We start from the raw sequence: 17,806 nt of genomic DNA on the forward strand, positions 1-17,806 counted from the left end.
CTACTCCGGTAGGGCGACGCGCAACACTTCTTCGGTCGTTGTCAGCCCCTGCTTTACCTTTAGTAATCCGTCATCGAGCAGAAAAATCGTTTTATTTTGGATCGCATATTCCCTTAATTTGGATAAAGGTTCCCCGTTCATAATCCCACGCCGGATGTTTTCATTGATCATCAGCAGTTCCTGGATCGCCATCCGTCCTTTGTATCCGGTCATGTTGCAGTTTCCGCATCCTCGGCCGCGAATGATTTTCTCAATTTTGATGCCGCGTTTTTTAAAAATTTCTATTTCCCGTTTTGTCGGCACCTGTTCTTCTGCGCAGTCGCGGCACACTTTGCGAACGAGCCGCTGCGACACGACGCCACTGAGTGAGGTGGCAACGAGAAACGGCTCAACGCCCATGTCTATTAATCTTGTAATTGTGCCGAGCGCATCATTGGTATGCAGCGTACTTAAGACAAGATGGCCGGTGAGGGAAGCGCGGATAGCAATTTCAGCCGTTTCCTTGTCGCGGATTTCCCCGACCATGATAATATTCGGATCCTGCCGCAAAATCGCGCGCAGCCCTTTGCCGAACGTCATCCCGACCGCCGGATTGACCTGAATTTGGTTGACGCCTTCAATCTGGAACTCCACCGGGTCTTCCACCGTAATGATATTCACCTGTTCATCATTGAGATGGTTTAGGGCCGCATATAAAGTTGATGACTTCCCGGAACCGGTCGGCCCTGTGATCAAAATGATGCCATTCGGGCGGTGGATCAACTGCGTAAAACGCTTGAGATTCAGTTTGTTGAAATCGAGCTGGCGGATATCGTGGATGGCTGTTGAAAGATCCAAAATCCGGAGCACGATTTTTTCCCCGAATACGGTTGGCAGCGTCGATACCCGGATATCAACGGGATGGAAATCGACGTCAATTTTAATACGCCCGTCCTGCGGGATGCGGTGTTCGGTAATATCTAGATTTGCCATAATTTTAATGCGCGCCACAAGCACGCTTTGCATCGATTTCGGCAGCACCCGTTCCGTCCGCAAAATTCCGTCCACCCGGTAACGGACGATGTATTTTGTTTCCTGCGGGTCCAGATGGATATCGCTTGCCCGCATTTGGACGGCATTTTGCAAAAGCTGGTTGACGAGCTGGACAACAGGCGAATCTTCTTCCCCGGGTGCGGTTTCGGTTGCCTCTTCCTTTTCAGCAATGCCGTCCAGCAGTTCTTCCATATTGTCATCCAGGTCGTAATACTTATGGATTGCCCGCAAAATATCGTCTTTGGAGGCAATCGCCGGTTCAATCCGGAAGCCGGTCGATAGCCGCAAGTCATCGATCGCATTAAAATCCATCGGGTCCGCCATTGCGACAAACAGTTTATCCCCGTCTTTTTTGAGCGGAATGAGAAGATTTCGTTTCGCCATTTCTTTCGGCACAAGATTCATGATGCTCTGGTCAAAAGGATAGCGGAAAAGGCTGATGTGCGGGATGCCGAGCTGGAATTCGAGCGCTTCAATGAGCTGCTGCTCGGTAATCAGCCCACGCTGAAGAAGCGCATCGCCCAGTTTTTGGCCCGCCCCCTTTTCCTTCAGCACCTGTTCCAGCTGTTCTGCTGTAATTAATCCTGCATCCACCAATAAATCGCCAAGCCTTTTTCGCACTTGCTTCATCCGAATTCCCCCGCTTTATCTGTCATGTCCCGGGTCTTTATTATGTCAGCTTTTGCTGTCTGCCCCGTTATCCTTGCCGTCATGCGTGCCGGTGCTGTCTTTGCTGTCATTTGAAGTCTCAGCTTTTGTGCTGGTAGAGTTTTCGCGATCCTTTGAAGTCTCAGCTTTTGTACTGGTACTTTTTTCGCTCTTTTTTGAAGCCTCTGTACCGGCACTTTTTTTGCTTTTTGAAGTCTCTTTGCCGGCACTTTTTTCGCTGCCTTTTGAACTGCTGCCACTTGTTGACGTGTCCGTTTCATGACCAGAACCGTTATCTGTTTCCGATGAGTCCTCCGTATTTTCCACTTGTGCCGGATTGCCTTTTGCAACGATTTGTGCCACTGGCGGATAAAAATCTTCCGCCAACAGCACGGATTTCAGCAGGCCGTGATTCTGGCTGTAAATATTGCGGAATACCTTGGCATAATAACCCGCTTTTCCGGCTTGCAAGACAACAGACTGATCCGCTTTTAAAGCAGGATGATATTGCACGGTTGTTTCGGGGCCAATCGTTTTTTGATCTTTCAGCACCATTTTATAGTTTTCGAGAAAAGGCCGGCCTGCCACAGATACGGAAAAAGCGCCGTTTCGAACCGTGAATTTCAACTGATAAGCGGTTGGGTTCGGGTTGACAAAAGAGAAATCCAGCTTGCCTTTCACCACTTTTGCTTCTTTTCCAAGCGTTGCATAGTACGGCAGTTCGTTTCCCGTATTGCGTTCAATGATTTCGAAATTGGTCGGCAGCACCGCCCCGTATATGGCGGTTGCAATCATGCTGAGTGCTTCATTTGAAAACGAAGCGCCTGTTTTTTCCGCTGTTTTGAATAAGGAAAACATCCCGTGCGCAGGAATGTTGACTTGCGGAAACTGCTTTGCCCAATTTTCGAGTTCTGTTGCTTCCGCAAGCGAAACATTTGCTACTGAACCTTTTGATACTGTCGTTTCTTTTTCGTTCCCATCCAGGGCATAACCGGACAAATCAAAGGAAAGATTGGCGGTCTCAAGCCGGGCGGCGGCGTGGCATATGGCCATGTCGAGCCGGGCAATATCCACGTCATCCGGGCTGACGTCGGGAAAAGACTTTGAGACCAGGTCCCGAAGCCCGTTATGGTCAAGCGTGACAACAAGCGATGAGGCCTCCCCGTTTTTTACCCGAAGCATGCTTTCTGTGACTGAAAAATGCAGCTGTTCAGCCGGAAGCTTCACCGTTTTTGCCAAATAGACGATTTCTACCGGATTGGACGCCTTCCATTTCTGAACGGCAGCTGATAATTTTTGCTGTGCCTGCTCTTCCGTCAGCCCCGACAGCTGTATTCCTCCGGCTGCAGTGCCCTGCGCATATTTTTCTTTATGGCCGAATCCGTTCGCAATGGTCAAAGCCCCAAAATGTGAGAAACTGAATATAAATGCTGTGCTGATCAATAAGATGGTAAAAACTTTTAAAAACCGCTTGTTTCCCACACTTCAGCGCCGCCTTTCATTCATCAACATGCATGGACAATTCGACAAAAACACCCGGACCGGCCTCCTGTGCCCGCTTAATGTCTTCTTCAGACAAAACCGTTCCTGCCGCGATAACCTGTTCCCCGTTTCCCGCGTAAATGTCTTTTACCGCTTTCTTTCCTTTTAAAAGTTCCACTTGTTTTGCCCGGAGCGCCTCCATTCCCTCTTCGCCCGGTTGTTCAAGCTCTTCCTCTACTTCTTTTGTCAGCAGTTTTTCAGGATCGTCAAGAAAATGGCCGGGTGCCTCCTCTTTCACAACAACAATATCTCTCCCGTACGTCATAATAAAATCAGCAGAAAGGATCGTTTCCGACTCGCCTGTTTGCAAAACAATCCCTAAAATTTTGCCCGTATTTTCATCTGCGTAAAATTCTTTTATTTCGCCAACCAGCTCCCCTTTCCGCGTCATCACTTTAGCCCCGACAATGCGGATTTTTTTGTTGACGAGCTGGTCTGCGATCGGAATTTCATTTAAATCGATGACAGCCCTGTCACTTTCCACGGTGACCGCATACTCGCCGATTCCGACTACTTTTTTGAACGGAATTGCTTTTACAGTTACTTGCCAGTCTTCGTGTTCGATCGTTAAAAAATCGACGGATCCTTTGTCCGGGTTAATGACAAAAGATTTTACTTTTCCAATTTCAGCGCCTTCAGAAATGCTGATGATCGGCTGGCCCAAAATTTGCGTGCTTTTTTTCATCTACCTCACACCTGTTTCTTCATGGATTATTGACCGTATTTTGTCCTTAAAAAATCGATTTCTTCGCGGATGACTGGGTATTCCGCATAGGTTTCCGCCAAGTCTTTCAGCAGGGCTTGCAGCTTGCCAAATTGTTGTTCAGCTATGTAATGTTCGATCAGAAGGCTTGCAAAGGTGAAATAATCTTCCGGTGCAAGCTGCGGGTGCAAATGCGCCTTCACTAGCTGTTCGTACGCGTCAGCCGGCTGCGTAAGGCGGTAAAGGTTCAGTTGTTCCACTAGCACCCCAAGCAATTGCTTTTGAATAGGCGTCGTCCCGGTTGGCACGGATGCTAAAGTGTCCGATGCTTCCTCAACGGCAGGGTTGCCTGCCAATTCCGCTTCGTTTGCGGCAACGGTTTCGCCCGTACTTGCGCCGTTTTCATCTTGTTGTTCCCGTCCCTGGCCCGCTTCCGAATAGAACTTTTCGGGCTCTGCCGCCTGGCCGGTTTCCTTGTCAGGCATCACGTCGATTTCTTCTAGTTCGTCTCTGTCCTCACCTTTCGCGCCGCCAACTGTTTCATTTTCCGCATGCAGTTTTTCAAGTTGCCCGGCATCATGGAAAGGAATCACATCAATTTCTTCCCCCTTAGACCCGCCGGCTGCTTTATCCTCTGCATCCAGATCCAAATTTACGACTTGTTCAGTTGGGTTAGTTTCTTGGACAGGCGCCAAACTGATTTCTTCCAGCTCGTCTCTGTCTTCACCTTTCAGACCGCGAACTGTTTCATTTTCCGTCTCTGATGGCAGCTTTTCGCGTTGCCCGGCATTGTCGGTTTCGCGGAAAGGAATCACATCGATTTCTTCCAGTTCGTCCATGGCAGGCATGTCTGTCCCGGAAAGTTCAACAGGTGCTTCTGTTTTCTTTTCAAAAGAAAGGAGCGGGATCTCTTCTTGTTCAACATATTGAACATCTTCAGAACCTGATGACGTTACCGGTCCTTCTTCTGCAATCACTTCGGAATCTTGACCTATGGTTGTCCCGTCCAAAGGTTCGGCATCCGGGCTCTCCGCTTCCGCCACCCATTCTTCAACTTCGTACATTTCCGGCAAATGATCCGCCTTATTTTCTTCATTTGCTTCTTCAAGCAGTTCCAGACGGTTTTCAAGAAAATCAATTTCTTCTTCCCCGGAGCGTTCTGCCGCCTGTTCGTTTGCCGGAAGAGCGGTTTCCGTTTCGTTTCCGGCCGCAGCATCCCCCAGTTCTTCCCATTCGGGTGCATCCTTTTCTTCCCGTTTTGGCAGTGTCCCTTCTATTTCAGGTCCCGGCCCGTTTTGCTCCGGCAAAATCTCTTCCGTTTGAGGAACCGGAGCACTTTTTTCAGCCGGAAGAACAGCGGCATTTACGTCAGGCGAGACCAGTGCTGCCGGCCGATTTCCCCGTGCAACCGCCATCTCTTCCTGCTCATCCCATACTGGAAATTCGTCTGCATCGTTATCCTGTCCAGCGAACAAAAATGCCAACTTTTTTTCGAACAGATAGGCCACACAAATTACGAGCAAAAAAGTAATTAAACCACTCTCCCATAGCGGAACCACACTGCCCGCCAAAATGCCGAAAAGCGCCAGCAAAAAAGCGGTGCCGGCCAGCACAACCACCCCTTTTTTGGAAAAGCCGAAAGAAAAAAAGACAAAAAATGCCATTACGCATAAAAATCCAATTACGGCAAACGCCGCAGTGAGAAGATCCATCATCCCACCTCTGTTTCTATCAGAGTACAAAATTCCCAGAAAAACCAATTATCGAAAATCAACTAAGACTATTTTATTATAAATCTCGGCGAATGGGAAGATTGTACTGCATCTTTTTACCTGTCTCTTACTGGACTGATGTATTGATTTCTTTCAAAGTCACTTTATTCACTGTCGGGATCCCTTTCGGCGGGTTTAAAATCATATCTTTTTTAAAATTAACGGTGAGTCTGGACTTTGCAGGATCCGCAGGCTGGGGATATTGGAATTTCAAAATTAGCCCATTTTCTGTCCAGCCCCTTGATGCACTTAAACCAATCGTATTCCCATAGATACCCCCATTAATTTTCAAATTTGATCCGATGCCATATATAAACAAGTCACGATTTGAGTAGAGATAAGCATCAATCACTTTTGGACGGTCTTCATACAAATTATTGTTGGCCAACTTAATATTTCCATCACAAAGTAAAATAAGCGTGCCACTACTGTTCGAGAAATTTTCGACATCTGCGTCTCCTCGTACATAAATGCTGCCGTTTGTATTGACATCCCCGCTGCTCGTAAGGGACCCATTGACATACATCACCCCGTTTAAATTCAATGCTGAAACCTCACTCAATGTCGCATTCCCGGCAATATAAATATACTGATTTTCGCCTGTCGACAGCACTCCGTTTAAATTAGCGCCACCGCCTACATAAATCTTGCCTTTTACTGTTAAATTCCCTCTTACTATCAAATCATGATTTACATACAGATCCCCATTTACAATCAAGCTTTTGTTTGCCCAAACGGTTAAATCATTGCCGACGTACAAGTTTCCTTTTATTGGTTGACTGCCAACCTGGCTGGGTGTTACATCATAGCCAAAAGCGTTCCCATACTTATCTATATTATAAGAATCGTAAGAATTTATTTTTAAATTTCCCGGCCATCCCAGCGCCTTGGCTGTAATCATATCGCCTACATTTATTTTGTCAACCGTTAACTGACGATTTTTCACAACCGGGGCAACAGAAAAGTAGCGGCTGAAGCTTTCAGGTCCAAATGGCTTCCATGAATCAAATGTTCTTGCCGGATGCTGATCGGCCTCAAAATATCTTCCCTTCACTGTTAACGTCCCATTGATTGCTGGATAGTAAGTTCGTATATATTGCGTGAACCCTAACCAATCAACATATTTCCCGTAGTTTGAAACATACAGATCCCCCCCGATATTCACATCTCCAATAATATAAGGAGACCCGTACAAATACATATTCGACGGCGTCACGGCTGTATATTGAAAAACGTCCGAGACAGTGGAAAGCGTCATCACCTTTGTTAACGTTTTTCCAGACTTTCCGATTGGCACTGTTATGGTGACTTTGCCCAAAACAATTCCGTCTGGTGCTGTCCCGTCTTTCAATGTTTTATATGCGATGCTGCATTTGCCGTTTTTCTGTTGCTGTATGCTCGTTATGGCTGCCTGAAGCATGCTGATCAGCTGGCTTGGCATGACAGTACCGTTCGCAATGGTACTATTGATGCTGTCAACTTGTTTCTCAATTAAAGCAGTCGCTTCATCCGCTACCATTTCCGCATTTAATTTATCCTGTGTGCCCGTTTCAGATACTTTTACTGTTTTAAAAGTACTGACGGATGCGGATACGAGTGAAACGGTGATAATCGCCGCGACTGCGAAAATGAGAAGGACGGTCACAAGCGTATATCCCTTCTCTTCTCTTAAAACATGCATCATGGATTCCCCTCTTCGCCCAGTTTATAAGCGGCATAGATCTTTTTCTCGAAATGATTTTGCGTGTCTTTCATTACAAAATGGCATATCAGGCTACCATTCTCAGCCGTAAAAGTTGTCCCGTCAAGTGAAATTCCATCGCTGTTTACAATCGTGCCCCCTACTGACAAGTTCCCATCTGATACAGCGATTGTCTTGTCAGTTGAACTTTCCTGGTAGGTGCCGTCACTTCCAACATTTATATTGACATCCACTGCTTTGAAACGGGTAAAAGTCCCGTCATCATTTTCGTCATCAGGTTCAATGTCGTCCACATTTTCCATTGCGCTGTTCATGTATTGTAAAATAGCCGTTTGTTCTTTGACAAAATTTTTACGTGCCATGTCGCTTTTGGATTGGGTGATCACCGTATTTAAAACGGCATAAATGACCCCGATGATCATAAATGAAATGGTAACAGCCGCCAGTAATTCTACTAAAGTGAGCCCTTTTTCATTCCGGCATTTCATCTTTTCACATACCCTTTCACTTCAACCGGTTTTAGATGATTTCCACTGTCGACTTTTACTTTGACCAGCAGGAGGCGGTCAGAAAGGGAAGAATCCGCCGGAAGGGAAACGGACACATATGCCTTATAACCGGAAATTTCCGCAGCGCTATCAAGCCCTAAAACCGATTGAATATCAGCTTGTTGTGTGGTGTTCGCCATTTGCTGCACTTCATTAAAGTTTTTTTTCTGGTAAGCTCTTAATATCCCGGTTGCAATTTGCAATGCAGACAGCGAGTCATCCGCTTTCTTTGTCACGCCCGCATTATTGGCCAAAATGGAACCCACTGTGAGCATCACAATCGCTAAAATCGTAATCGAAGCGAGCACTTCGACAAGTGTAAATCCCCGGTTGTTTTTAAAAAGGGGTTTTTTCATAACAACCTCCGCTAAGCATTTTGTCCTGCGTCTTATTTCCTATAAAACTTATTTTATCAAAAAGCGCCGGGAAAGTAATTCAACAAATAGAACAAATAAAAAAAAGGGCAGAACTTTTTCAGCTCTGCCCGTTCCTTTCTGATTGGCCCAAAATGTATTTCCGGACTTTCGAAATAAAGTATAAAGACCCCGTAATGACTAAAACATCTCTTGAGCCTTTCATTTCTTTTATTTTAGCAAGTACGGTTTCTTTCCAATCCTCCGAAAATGATTTATTTTGATGATGGCTTATCTTATACAACATCTCTGCCGGAATCGCTCTTGGAAAATCAAAAGTTGTGAAAATGATTTCGTCTGTTTTGTGGTCGAGTTTCGGAATCATGTGATCCAAGTCTTTGTCGCCAAGTGCGGAAAAAATCATGTGAATGTTTTTCCCGCGCAGATGGGTGTCCATTGTTTCGATCAGGCTGTCAATGCCTTCCGGGTTGTGGGCGCCATCGATGATAACGGGCGGGTCATCCAGCAGTTTTTCAAAACGTCCGATCCATTTGCTGAGAAGAAGGCCTTTTTCCAGTGCATGCTGCGGGATGCGGAAATGGTGGAAATGCTGTAACAGTTCCGCCCCCATAACAGCAAGGGTGGCATTGTAAATCTGATGGCGCCCCATCATCGTGATCGACAAACGGTCATAGGCGCCGTACGGGGAAGCAAAACGGAACTGTTCACCGGTTAGATCCCCGCCAATCTCCGCGAAAGAAAATTCCTTCCCGGCACGGAAAAGCGGTGCCTTTTCTTTTGCCGCTTTTTCTTCAATTACCGCCAGCGCATCAGGCAGCATGGCTGTTGTTGCAACCGGCACCCCGTGTTTGATAATGCCCGCTTTTTCAGAGGCGATTTCTGCAATCGTATGGCCAAGCACATTCATATGGTCATGGCCGATATTGGTAATCAGGCTGGCAAGCGGTGTGATGACGTTTGTGGAATCAAGCCTGCCGCCAAGGCCGACTTCATAGATAACGATATCCACCGGCCGGATCCCGGCAAAATACAAAAGTGACATCGCTGTAATGACTTCAAACTCTGTCGGTGCGCCGAATGCTGTGTGCTCCAGTTCTTCTGCATACGGGCGGATCTCGTTTGTAAGCCGGACGAGGTCTGCATCCGTCACCGGCGTTCCGTTTATGCTGATCCTTTCGTTAAACTGCTCAATATATGGGGAAGTAAAGGTGCCAACCAGTAATCCTGCCTGCTCTAAAATATTGCGCAAAAAGGTGACGGTCGACCCTTTTCCGTTCGTCCCGGCCACGTGAACCGTCCGGATTTTTTGTTCTGGGTGGTGCAATTTTTCCATCAGCCACTGCATCCGTTCAAGCCCCGGTTTCATCCCGAATTTCGAACGGGACCGAATCCAGCCGACCGCTTCTTCATAGGTTTCAAACATTTGCCTTTCCTCCCGTATGCAAGGAAGACGAATCCGTAAAGAATTCGCCTTCCGCCTTTTTGTTACTGGTTTTCAAGTTCTTTGATGCGCGTTTCGACGGCGCTTCGTTTTTCAAGATAGTCTTTTTCTTTTGCCCGTTCTTCGGCAACGACTTTTTCCGGCGCTTTTTTCAGGAACCCTTCATTGGACAGTTTTTTCTGGACGCGTTCAACTTCTTTATTCCATTTTTCCAACTCTTTCCTGAGCCGGGCCAGTTCTTCTTCAAAATTGATCAGCCCTTCAAGCGGCAGGAACAGTTCCACACCGGAAACGACCGCAGTCATGGCTTTGTCCGGCGCCTCGAGGTCTAGCCCCATTTTCAATTCCTCCGGGTTGCAGAAACGGGTAATGTACGCTTCGTTTCGTTTTAAAGCCGCTAAGACTGTCTCGTCTTTCGCTTTCAAATGCAGTTTGATTTTTTTGCTTAACGGCGTGTTCACTTCGGCGCGGATATTGCGGACAGAACGGATGATGTCGACAAGCAGTTTCATTTCTTCGCTGGCCGCGGCATCCGTAAGGCTTTCGTCCGCTTCCGGCCACGCGGCTGTTGTGATCGATTCCCCCTGATGCGGCAGGTTTTGCCAAATTTCCTCGGTAATAAACGGCATGAACGGGTGCAAAAGCCGCATCGTATTGTCGAGCACATACGCAAGGACCGAGCGTGTCGTTTTCTTCGCTGCTTCATCTTCGCTGTAGAGCGGCAGTTTTGCCATTTCGATGTACCAGTCGCAGAAATCGTCCCAGATAAAATTGTAAAGTGCGCGCCCAGCTTCGCCAAATTCGTATTTGTCCGCCAGTTTTGTAACGGTTTCGATCGTTTCGTTCAAACGCGTTAAAATCCATTTGTCAGCGACTGATTTTTCACCGGACAGATCCATTTCTTCGTATTTCAGCCCGTTCATGTTCATGAGTGCAAAACGGGAGGCGTTCCAAATTTTATTGGCGAAATTCCAGACCGCTTCAACTTTTTCGTAACTGAAACGCAAATCCTGGCCCGGTGCGCTACCGGTGGTAAGGAAATAGCGGAGCGAGTCCGCGCCGTATTTGTCGATGACTTCCATCGGGTCGACACCGTTGCCGAGCGATTTGCTCATTTTCCGCCCCTGCTCGTCGCGGACAAGGCCGTGGATCAGAACATCTTTGAACGGGCGCTTGCCGGTAAACGCAAGCCCCTGGAAAATCATCCGCGATACCCAGAAGAAAATGATGTCATAGCCGGTCACAAGCGTATCGGTCGGATAATAACGCTTGTAGTCTTTAGCTTCTTCATCCGGCCAGCCCATTGTCGAAAACGGCCAGAGCGCCGAGCTGAACCACGTATCGAGCACGTCCGGATCCTGTTCCCAGTTTTCAATATCGCGGGGCGGCTCAGTGTCAACATACACTTCGCCGGTTTCTTTATGGTACCAGGCCGGAATCCGGTGGCCCCACCAGAGCTGGCGCGAAATGCACCAGTCGCGGATATTTTCCATCCAGTGCAAGTATGTTTTTTCGAAGCGTACCGGCACAAAATGGACTTTTCCTTCCGACGCCTGCAGTTTTACCGCGGCATCAGCGAGCGGCTGCATTTTCACAAACCATTGCGTCGACAAATACGGTTCGACAACCGCGCCGCTCCGTTCGGAATGGCCGACCGAATGAAGATGGTCTTCCACTTTGACAAGAACGCCAAGTGCTTTCAAGTCCTCCACAATCTGTTTGCGGCATGCAAACCGGTCCATGCCTTTATATTTTCCGGCATTTTCATTCATTGTGCCATCCTCGTTCATCACAAGGATACGTTCGAGGTTGTGGCGGTTCCCGACTTCGAAGTCGTTCGGGTCATGGGCCGGCGTAATTTTTACGGCACCAGAACCAAATGTCATGTCCACATACTCGTCTGCGATAATCGGAATTTCGCGGCCGACGATCGGCAATACAATCGTTTTCCCGATTAATTGTTTGTATCGTTCATCATCCGGATGGACAGCGACCGCCGTATCACCGAGCATCGTTTCCGGGCGCGTTGTCGCGATTTCGATCGTGCCGGAACCGTCGCTTAACGGGTATGCCAGATGGTAAAATGCGCCCTGCACCTCTTTGTAGACGACTTCAATATCGGAAAGTGCCGTTTTCGTTTCCGGATCCCAGTTGATGATATACTCGCCACGGTAAATCAAGCCTTTTTTATAAAGCGAAACAAATACTTCTTTTACAGCTTTTGACAGCCCTTCATCGAGCGTAAAACGTTCGCGCGAATAATCGAGCCCGAGGCCAAGTTTTGCCCATTGTTTGCGGATAAATTGAGCGTATTCCGCTTTCCATTTCCATGCTTCTTCCATAAATTTTTCGCGGCCGAGATCATAGCGGGATTTGCCTTCTTCACGCAGTTTGGCTTCCACCTTTGCCTGTGTTGCAATCCCGGCGTGGTCCATCCCCGGCAGCCAGAGCACATCATAGCCTTGCATCCGTTTCATCCGGGTTAAAATATCCTGTAAAGCCGTATCCCAGGCATGGCCGAGGTGGAGCTTCCCGGTTACGTTCGGCGGCGGAATCACAATCGTGTACGGTTTCTTTTCCGGATCGCCTTTTGCTTCGAAAAATTTGCCGTTCACCCACCATTCATAGCGCCCTTTTTCAACAGCCTGCGGATCATATTTGGTCGGCATGCTGATGTCCTGCTGTTCCATTTGCATCATTCCTTTCTGCGTCTTTTACGGATAAACACAAAAACTCCCTTCGTCATAAAAGGACGAAAGGAGTCTGTTCGCGGTACCACCTTTTTTCACGGGCAAACGGATGCCCGGCACTCTCGGGTCAGTAACGGCACTTCGCCGGCTTTTGCTACTTTCGGTTTCACAAAAGCTACTCCCGGGCGACCTTCCAGCCTGTTTCGCATAGGAAATCTTTCAGCAGCTGATTTCCCTCTCTGCATGGAAACAAAATCTGTACTCTTCCCGTTCATTGTACTTTGATTTTTGAAATTGACTATAGTTTATGGTATCGGTTTTTGTGAAAATCGTCAATAGCATTGCCCATTTTTAGAAAAAATATGCGGCGGATGCACTGATCCGCCCGCTTTTCATACATTATTTTTGAGGGATAGGTGGATGATGATGAAGAAAAAAATTGACAAACAGGCCGTCCGTACATGGGCGCGGAATGCAAAAAAAGTGTGCAAGCAGCTGATTCTTCCGTTCTCCGTCTTTCAGGCCATCCGTACGATTATTTTTCCGACGACGTTTGACGTTTTGCTGCTTGCCATATTTATTCTCATTTATCTCGGGTTTCAGTATGAATGGTTTTAGTGGCCGTTCCTGCTTTTCATGACGCGGGGGCGGCCCCTTGTGACAACTGCATGACGACATACTCGGTATTTTTCATTCGCCAGTACTTTTCCTGCAGTTTCGCGACTGCTCTCGCTTCATGGCGTTTTCCTTCATTTGCAAAGTATTCCTCCACGGTTTGGATGATCGGTGCGGGATAAGCGAGATAGCTGAAAAATAAGCTTTTTTCATCTTCTTTCAGCGGAAAATAGCTGAAATAGGTCTTCACCCAATCCACGCAGTCGTCAAACCGGCTCGGATAGGAATCGAGCGTCCGCGACAAGAAGGGAAGCAAGTCATAAAAAGGCGCAGCGTTTTTCGCCAGTTCGAAATTGGTAAAGTACCCGAGCCCGCGTTCATCGTACAAAAAATGCTCCGTTGAAATTTTTCCGTGGATGGTCACCGTTCTCGCTTTCTCCATCTCTTTTGATTGTTCATACCAGTTTTCCAGCTGCCGGATCGAAAATTTGAGCGCCTGGTTCGTTTCATTGTAAAAGGTGCAGTACAACAGGGCAAACGGGGACATATAGACCTGCTCTTCACACCGTTCAAGGAACTCTTCCAAAAAATCCTGCTGCCCGTACCAGCGGGAAAGGGTTTCTTCATAGTATTCCCGCCGTTTTTCTATTGAGATCTCCGTATCTTTGACGGACAAGCTGTGCAGGCGTGCGAGTTCCCTGAACATTTTTTGATGTTTCTCGCCGCGTGCTTCTTTTTCTTCGTTTGGCAGCCAGGGCATTAAATAGTATAATGCCCCGTTATACAGCACCCCGTAACGGCCGTCCAACGCGGGATAGACCGGGACAATACGGTTGTATCCCCGCTGGTACAGAGACTGGACATGCCGGATAAATCCCATCCCGTTTTGCGGTGCAATTTTTTTTAAAGCAAAGATGCCCTGGCCGGTATAAATTTTATACACTTTTCCGTACCGCCCGACATATTCAGCGTTCAGGCCGTAATGCTTTACAATCCGATTGATGTCCTGCTGCGAAAGGTCAGTCACCCGTTTCACCTTCTTAGAGCGCTTCTCCTGAAAAATAGGCGCTTGCTCATTTTCATTCCCCCGCTGCGCCGCATTCGCCGCGGCTTGAACATAGGCGCAATCTAGGTTAAGAATAGCTCGTTTTGCACGCTTCCTTACGCAGGCGCTTAGCCCCTGAATTTCAGATGCATCCTTCACCTAGACGCCCGTGCCTGTGAATGCTCCGGCTCAGTGATTTTTTTCGGCGCGCGCGTTTGCGGGAACGTACAGCACTTGCCCCTCATATACATCCTGGTTCACTTCCAAATGGTTCATCCTTAAAATCTGCTGGACATTGATATTGTATTTTTCAGCAAGCTGGTCGAGCGTCTCCCCGCTTTGGACGATGCAAACCTTTAACTTGGCAGGCTTTTCTTCATCTCTCCGGGCAAAAAAGTCGGCAAGCGAAATAGATTCGTATTTTTGCTTCTTTTTCTTCTTGGCAGCCGAATCCTTTTCTTCCGGCACTTCCTCTATTTTCTCCCCGCTTTCCGGCGACTCTTCCACAATCGTTTCGCTGCTCGCCACAGAAGAAGATTCATCTTTTTCAGGCGATTCTTGCTTGAGATAAGCAGAAGATTCATCTTCCATTGCCTTGCTCTCGATCCGGAAAACGGGCTCCGTCTTCCCGGCGTCATCCGGCTCAAGAGATTCTTCGTTCAGAGCCGTTTTGCTCTCCGTCCGGAACGCGGATGCGGTTTTTCCGGACAATTCCTGTTCAGGATGCCCTTCATCCCGCACTGGGTCGGCCTGCCATTCGTTCCGCACCGGTACGCTTTCCGCTATGGATGCAGACTCGTTTTTGCCTGAAAACTCCGGTTCTGCATGCCATTCGTTCTGCACCACTCCGCTCTCCGCCAATGATGCGGATTCGTTTTTGCCGGCAAACCCCGGTTCAGCGTGCCATTCATCCCGCACCGGTTCGCTCTCCGCCAATGATGCAGACTCATTTTTGCCTGAAAGATCCGCTTCAGCATGCCATTCGTTCTGCACCACTCCGCTCTCCGCCAACGATGCAGACTCATTTTTTCCTGGAAACTCCGGCCCAGGATGCCACTCATTCTGTACCAGTTCGCTTTCTGCCAACGATGCAGACTCATTTTTTCCGGAAAACTCCGGTTCCGCATGCCATTCATCCCGTACCGGCGCGGCTGTTTCCGCCTGCCATGAAGCACTTTCCGGCACTTTTCCGCCTGCTTCCGGCAAGAGACTCTCCTCTTCTTCTTCCGGCAGTTCGACCGGTGCTAGCACATTCAGTTCGTTTGTGTACGGTTCCGGCTGAGCAACCGATTCTTCCGGCACCACGCGCGATTCGATCGTAAAAGGTGTATACAATTCCGGGTCAGCGTGAGATTCATCCTCTTCTTCTTTTTCCTCATCTGCACGCAAAGGCACTTCTTCAAAGCTTTCCGCTTCTTCCATAAAATGGCGGGGCGGTTCGGTGCTCTCTTCTTCTTGTTCCGATAAACTCCACTCGGAATGGCTAAAAGGCGCCTGATATGCTGCGTCCGGCTCATCCAAATAGGTTTCCCGGCCGTTCAAATCCGGGTATGGTGCTGTTTCGGCTTCGTCCTCTTCCTCATCCCCGTCTTGCAATATTCCCTCAATCGCAATATCCGCATTGATTTTTAAACAATCGGTTCCGTGAAATTGATAGTCAAATCCTTCTATATTGACGTCCAGTTCCTCAATATCCGCAATTCTTGTCTTCGGAATGGTAACGTCTACCGGGAAAGATTGGTAAAATTCAAATATGCCGTCTTCTTCCCGGTACTGGACCGCCTGCACATACTTCCTGAACAGCACATCTTCCCCTTCTTCTTCCCCGCAACCGATATACTCCCCGGCCAAATAGAGATTGCCTTTGATCACGACATACTGCTCCAATTCCTGTATGGTGATATGGGGATCCAATGATATTGATAAAAGTTCTTCAACTTCCTGTCCTTTTTTAAACCAAATCAATTCTTCTAATGAAAATCGTATGGACGATTGATTTTGCGGCAAAGCGGGTTCCTCCCTTCAATTCCTCCAAATCCCAATGAATATGTCATTTACACTGTATGAAGCAATCGGGGTTTTTATGATCGCAAATAAACCGCAGCATCCGTAAATCACTTGAATGGCTTTTTCGCAACAATATTGGACGGGGAGAGAAATCGATAAAAACCGGCTCATCTGTTTTCAGGTTACCCGTTCAAAAACTTAGATTTGGTCGAGCTAGGCGAACTGATTCGGCCATCCGTTTTCGGAGTGATCCGTTCAAAAACCATCGGGCCACCCACAGAGCGTGAAATTTTCCCTACTGCTACTTCTCTCTCGCCCGCAGCGGACAGAACGCAAAAAAAACCGGCTCATCCATTTTTGGACTTGCCGGTTCATAGCCGCAGGATTACCCGCGGATTGCCTTAAATGTTTTTTCTGCTGCTTCAACGGTACGGTCAATATCCTCGTCCGTATGCGCGGCGGACAAGAAGATGCCTTCGAATTGGGACGGCGGGAGGAAAATGCCGTTTTCCGCCATGCCGCGGTAGTAGCGGGCAAACAGATCCAAATCCGAAGTGCTTGCTGATGCAAAATTATTGACTTCTTCATTGGTGAAAAAGATGCCAATCATCGATCCTGCCCGGTTAATGGTATGCGGGATATCGTATTTCACCGCTGCCTCATGAAAACCTTGTTCGAGGCGGTCGGCTTTTCGCCTGAATTCCGCATACGTTTCAGGTGTTAACTGCCGCAATGTTTCATATCCGGCCGTCATCGCAAGCGGATTGCCGGACAAAGTTCCTGCCTGGTAAACAGGGCCGGTCGGTGCGATTTTTTCCATAATGTCGGCCCGTCCGCCAAATGCGCCGACAGGAAGGCCGCCGCCGATTACTTTGCCGAGGCAGGTCAAATCAGGCGTTACATCAAAGTAGCCTTGTGCACAGTGATAGTCGACACGGAAACCGGTCATCACTTCATCAAAGATCAGGAGGGCGCCGTATGCTGATGTGACTTCGCGCAACCCTTGCAAAAAGCCGGGCTTCGGCGGAACAACGCCCATATTGCCGGCAACCGGTTCGACGATGATGCAGGCAATATCTTCTCCGTACTGCTCGAATGCCGATCGGACGGCTTCCAGATCATTGTACGGGACGGCAATGGTATTTTGCGCGATTCCGAGTGGCACGCCGGGGCTATCCGGCAGACCGAGTGTGGCAACGCCCGACCCTGCTTTGATCAGGAGCGAATCGCCATGGCCGTGGTAGCTGCCTTCGAATTTTAAAATTTTATTCCGGCCTGTATAACCTCTTGCTAGGCGCAGAGCACTCATTGTGGCTTCCGTGCCGGATGAGACCATGCGGACGATTTCAATCGACGGTACGCGTTCTTTCACGAGTGACGCCAGTTTATTTTCCATGATCGTCGGCGTGCCGAAACTCGTCCCTTTTTCGGCCGTTTTTTTCAGCGCATCCACGACCCCAGGATTGGCATGGCCAAGGATGAGCGGCCCCCATGACAGCACGTAATCAATATATTCGTTTCCGTCAATATCATAAATTTTTGCGCCTTTGCCGTGGTCCATAAAAATCGGGTTCATGCCGACCGCTTTAAAGGCACGGACAGGGCTGTTCACCCCGCCCGGCATTAATGTGACCGCTTCTTTGTATGCTTCGATTGAATTTTCATATGAGCGCATCTTTCAACCTCC

The 17,806-nt window shown here is 48.2% G+C and carries 13 protein-coding genes and 1 other annotated feature; of the genes, 1 reads left to right on the forward strand and 12 read right to left on the reverse strand.

Annotation, left to right across the window (positions count from 1 at the left end; all coding sequences use genetic code 11):
• The 9 genes from NST70_RS10165 to NST70_RS10205 all read right to left on the reverse strand — a co-directional run bounded on the left by NST70_RS10165 (position 1) and on the right by NST70_RS10205 (position 12,452).
• Positions 1-1,662: an ATPase, T2SS/T4P/T4SS family gene (locus NST70_RS10165; RefSeq protein WP_014097855.1), complete on the reverse strand. Its 1,662-nt coding sequence runs from the start codon at positions 1,660-1,662 to the stop codon at positions 1-3.
• Positions 1,663-1,707: 45 nt separating this feature from the next.
• Entirely contained in the window at positions 1,708-3,162 is a 1,455-nt protein-coding gene (locus NST70_RS10170) for a VanW family protein (protein WP_118497808.1), read from the reverse strand.
• Between the two features lie 16 nt (positions 3,163-3,178).
• Positions 3,179-3,907, reverse strand: coding sequence for a PRC-barrel domain-containing protein (locus NST70_RS10175; RefSeq protein WP_013859823.1), 729 nt, complete (start codon positions 3,905-3,907; stop codon positions 3,179-3,181).
• Positions 3,908-3,933: 26 nt separating this feature from the next.
• A complete protein-coding gene (locus NST70_RS10180; protein ID WP_260831992.1) occupies positions 3,934-5,637 on the reverse strand; it encodes a hypothetical protein in 1,704 nt (567 codons plus the stop codon).
• Positions 5,638-5,764: 127 nt separating this feature from the next.
• Positions 5,765-7,381 (reverse strand): hypothetical protein, encoded by a 1,617-nt coding sequence (locus tag NST70_RS10185; RefSeq protein ID WP_260831993.1) that lies wholly within the window; start codon positions 7,379-7,381, stop codon positions 5,765-5,767.
• Positions 7,378-7,887, reverse strand: a complete 510-nt coding sequence (locus tag NST70_RS10190; RefSeq protein ID WP_013859826.1) for a prepilin-type N-terminal cleavage/methylation domain-containing protein — start codon at positions 7,885-7,887, stop codon at positions 7,378-7,380. The genes NST70_RS10185 and NST70_RS10190 overlap by 4 nt, the downstream gene beginning before the upstream one ends.
• Complete coding sequence (locus NST70_RS10195; RefSeq protein WP_013859827.1) at positions 7,884-8,303, reverse strand: prepilin-type N-terminal cleavage/methylation domain-containing protein; 420 nt, start codon at positions 8,301-8,303, stop codon at positions 7,884-7,886. The genes NST70_RS10190 and NST70_RS10195 overlap by 4 nt, the downstream gene beginning before the upstream one ends.
• 118 nt (positions 8,304-8,421) lie before the next feature.
• The gene (locus NST70_RS10200) at positions 8,422-9,744 is read right to left on the reverse strand and encodes a folylpolyglutamate synthase/dihydrofolate synthase family protein (protein WP_342474971.1); all 1,323 of its coding nucleotides are present in this window, start codon (positions 9,742-9,744) and stop codon (positions 8,422-8,424) included.
• Positions 9,745-9,806: 62 nt separating this feature from the next.
• Complete coding sequence (locus tag NST70_RS10205; protein ID WP_341289139.1) at positions 9,807-12,452, reverse strand: valine--tRNA ligase; 2,646 nt, start codon at positions 12,450-12,452, stop codon at positions 9,807-9,809.
• A gap of 55 nt (positions 12,453-12,507) precedes the next feature.
• Positions 12,508-12,736, reverse strand: a binding site (T-box leader).
• Between the two features lie 142 nt (positions 12,737-12,878).
• Between NST70_RS10205 and NST70_RS10210 the strand changes: the two genes are divergently transcribed.
• A complete protein-coding gene (locus NST70_RS10210; protein ID WP_014097848.1) occupies positions 12,879-13,070 on the forward strand; it encodes a hypothetical protein in 192 nt (63 codons plus the stop codon).
• A gap of 16 nt (positions 13,071-13,086) precedes the next feature.
• Here NST70_RS10210 and ysxE read toward each other — a convergent pair whose 3' ends face one another.
• The 3 genes from ysxE to hemL all read right to left on the reverse strand — a co-directional run bounded on the left by ysxE (position 13,087) and on the right by hemL (position 17,794).
• Positions 13,087-14,103, reverse strand: coding sequence for a spore coat protein YsxE (ysxE, locus tag NST70_RS10215; RefSeq protein WP_026104585.1), 1,017 nt, complete (start codon positions 14,101-14,103; stop codon positions 13,087-13,089).
• A 198-nt stretch (positions 14,104-14,301) separates the two neighbouring features.
• On the reverse strand, positions 14,302-16,119 hold the full coding sequence (locus tag NST70_RS10220) for a LysM peptidoglycan-binding domain-containing protein (protein WP_110134031.1): 1,818 nt from the start codon (positions 16,117-16,119) through the stop codon (positions 14,302-14,304).
• A gap of 385 nt (positions 16,120-16,504) precedes the next feature.
• Positions 16,505-17,794 carry a glutamate-1-semialdehyde 2,1-aminomutase gene (gene hemL, locus NST70_RS10225; protein ID WP_014097845.1) on the reverse strand — a complete coding sequence of 430 codons (1,290 nt, stop codon included), beginning with the start codon at positions 17,792-17,794 and terminating at the stop codon, positions 16,505-16,507.
• Between the last annotated feature and the right edge of the window lie 12 nt (positions 17,795-17,806).

It is taken from the genome of Weizmannia sp. FSL K6-0777, from assembly GCF_038593185.1.
Classification (GTDB): domain Bacteria; phylum Bacillota; class Bacilli; order Bacillales; family Bacillaceae_C; genus Weizmannia; species Weizmannia faecalis.

Excerpts from the sequence above, each read along its gene's own strand:
- NST70_RS10165 (WP_014097855.1), bottom strand. The coding sequence starts at position 1,662 with ATGAAGCAAGTGCGAAAAAGGCTTGGCGATTTATTGGTGGATGCAGGA.
- NST70_RS10175 (WP_013859823.1), bottom strand. The coding sequence starts at position 3,907 with ATGAAAAAAAGCACGCAAATTTTGGGCCAGCCGATCATCAGCATTTCT.
- NST70_RS10180 (WP_260831992.1), bottom strand. The coding sequence starts at position 5,637 with ATGGATCTTCTCACTGCGGCGTTTGCCGTAATTGGATTTTTATGCGTA.
- NST70_RS10185 (WP_260831993.1), bottom strand. The coding sequence starts at position 7,381 with ATGATGCATGTTTTAAGAGAAGAGAAGGGATATACGCTTGTGACCGTC.
- NST70_RS10190 (WP_013859826.1), bottom strand. The coding sequence starts at position 7,887 with ATGAAATGCCGGAATGAAAAAGGGCTCACTTTAGTAGAATTACTGGCG.
- NST70_RS10195 (WP_013859827.1), bottom strand. The coding sequence starts at position 8,303 with ATGAAAAAACCCCTTTTTAAAAACAACCGGGGATTTACACTTGTCGAA.
- NST70_RS10200 (WP_342474971.1), bottom strand. The coding sequence starts at position 9,744 with ATGTTTGAAACCTATGAAGAAGCGGTCGGCTGGATTCGGTCCCGTTCG.
- NST70_RS10205 (WP_341289139.1), bottom strand. The coding sequence starts at position 12,452 with ATGGAACAGCAGGACATCAGCATGCCGACCAAATATGATCCGCAGGCT.
- NST70_RS10210 (WP_014097848.1), top strand. The coding sequence starts at position 12,879 with ATGAAGAAAAAAATTGACAAACAGGCCGTCCGTACATGGGCGCGGAAT.
- hemL (WP_014097845.1), bottom strand. The coding sequence starts at position 17,794 with ATGCGCTCATATGAAAATTCAATCGAAGCATACAAAGAAGCGGTCACA.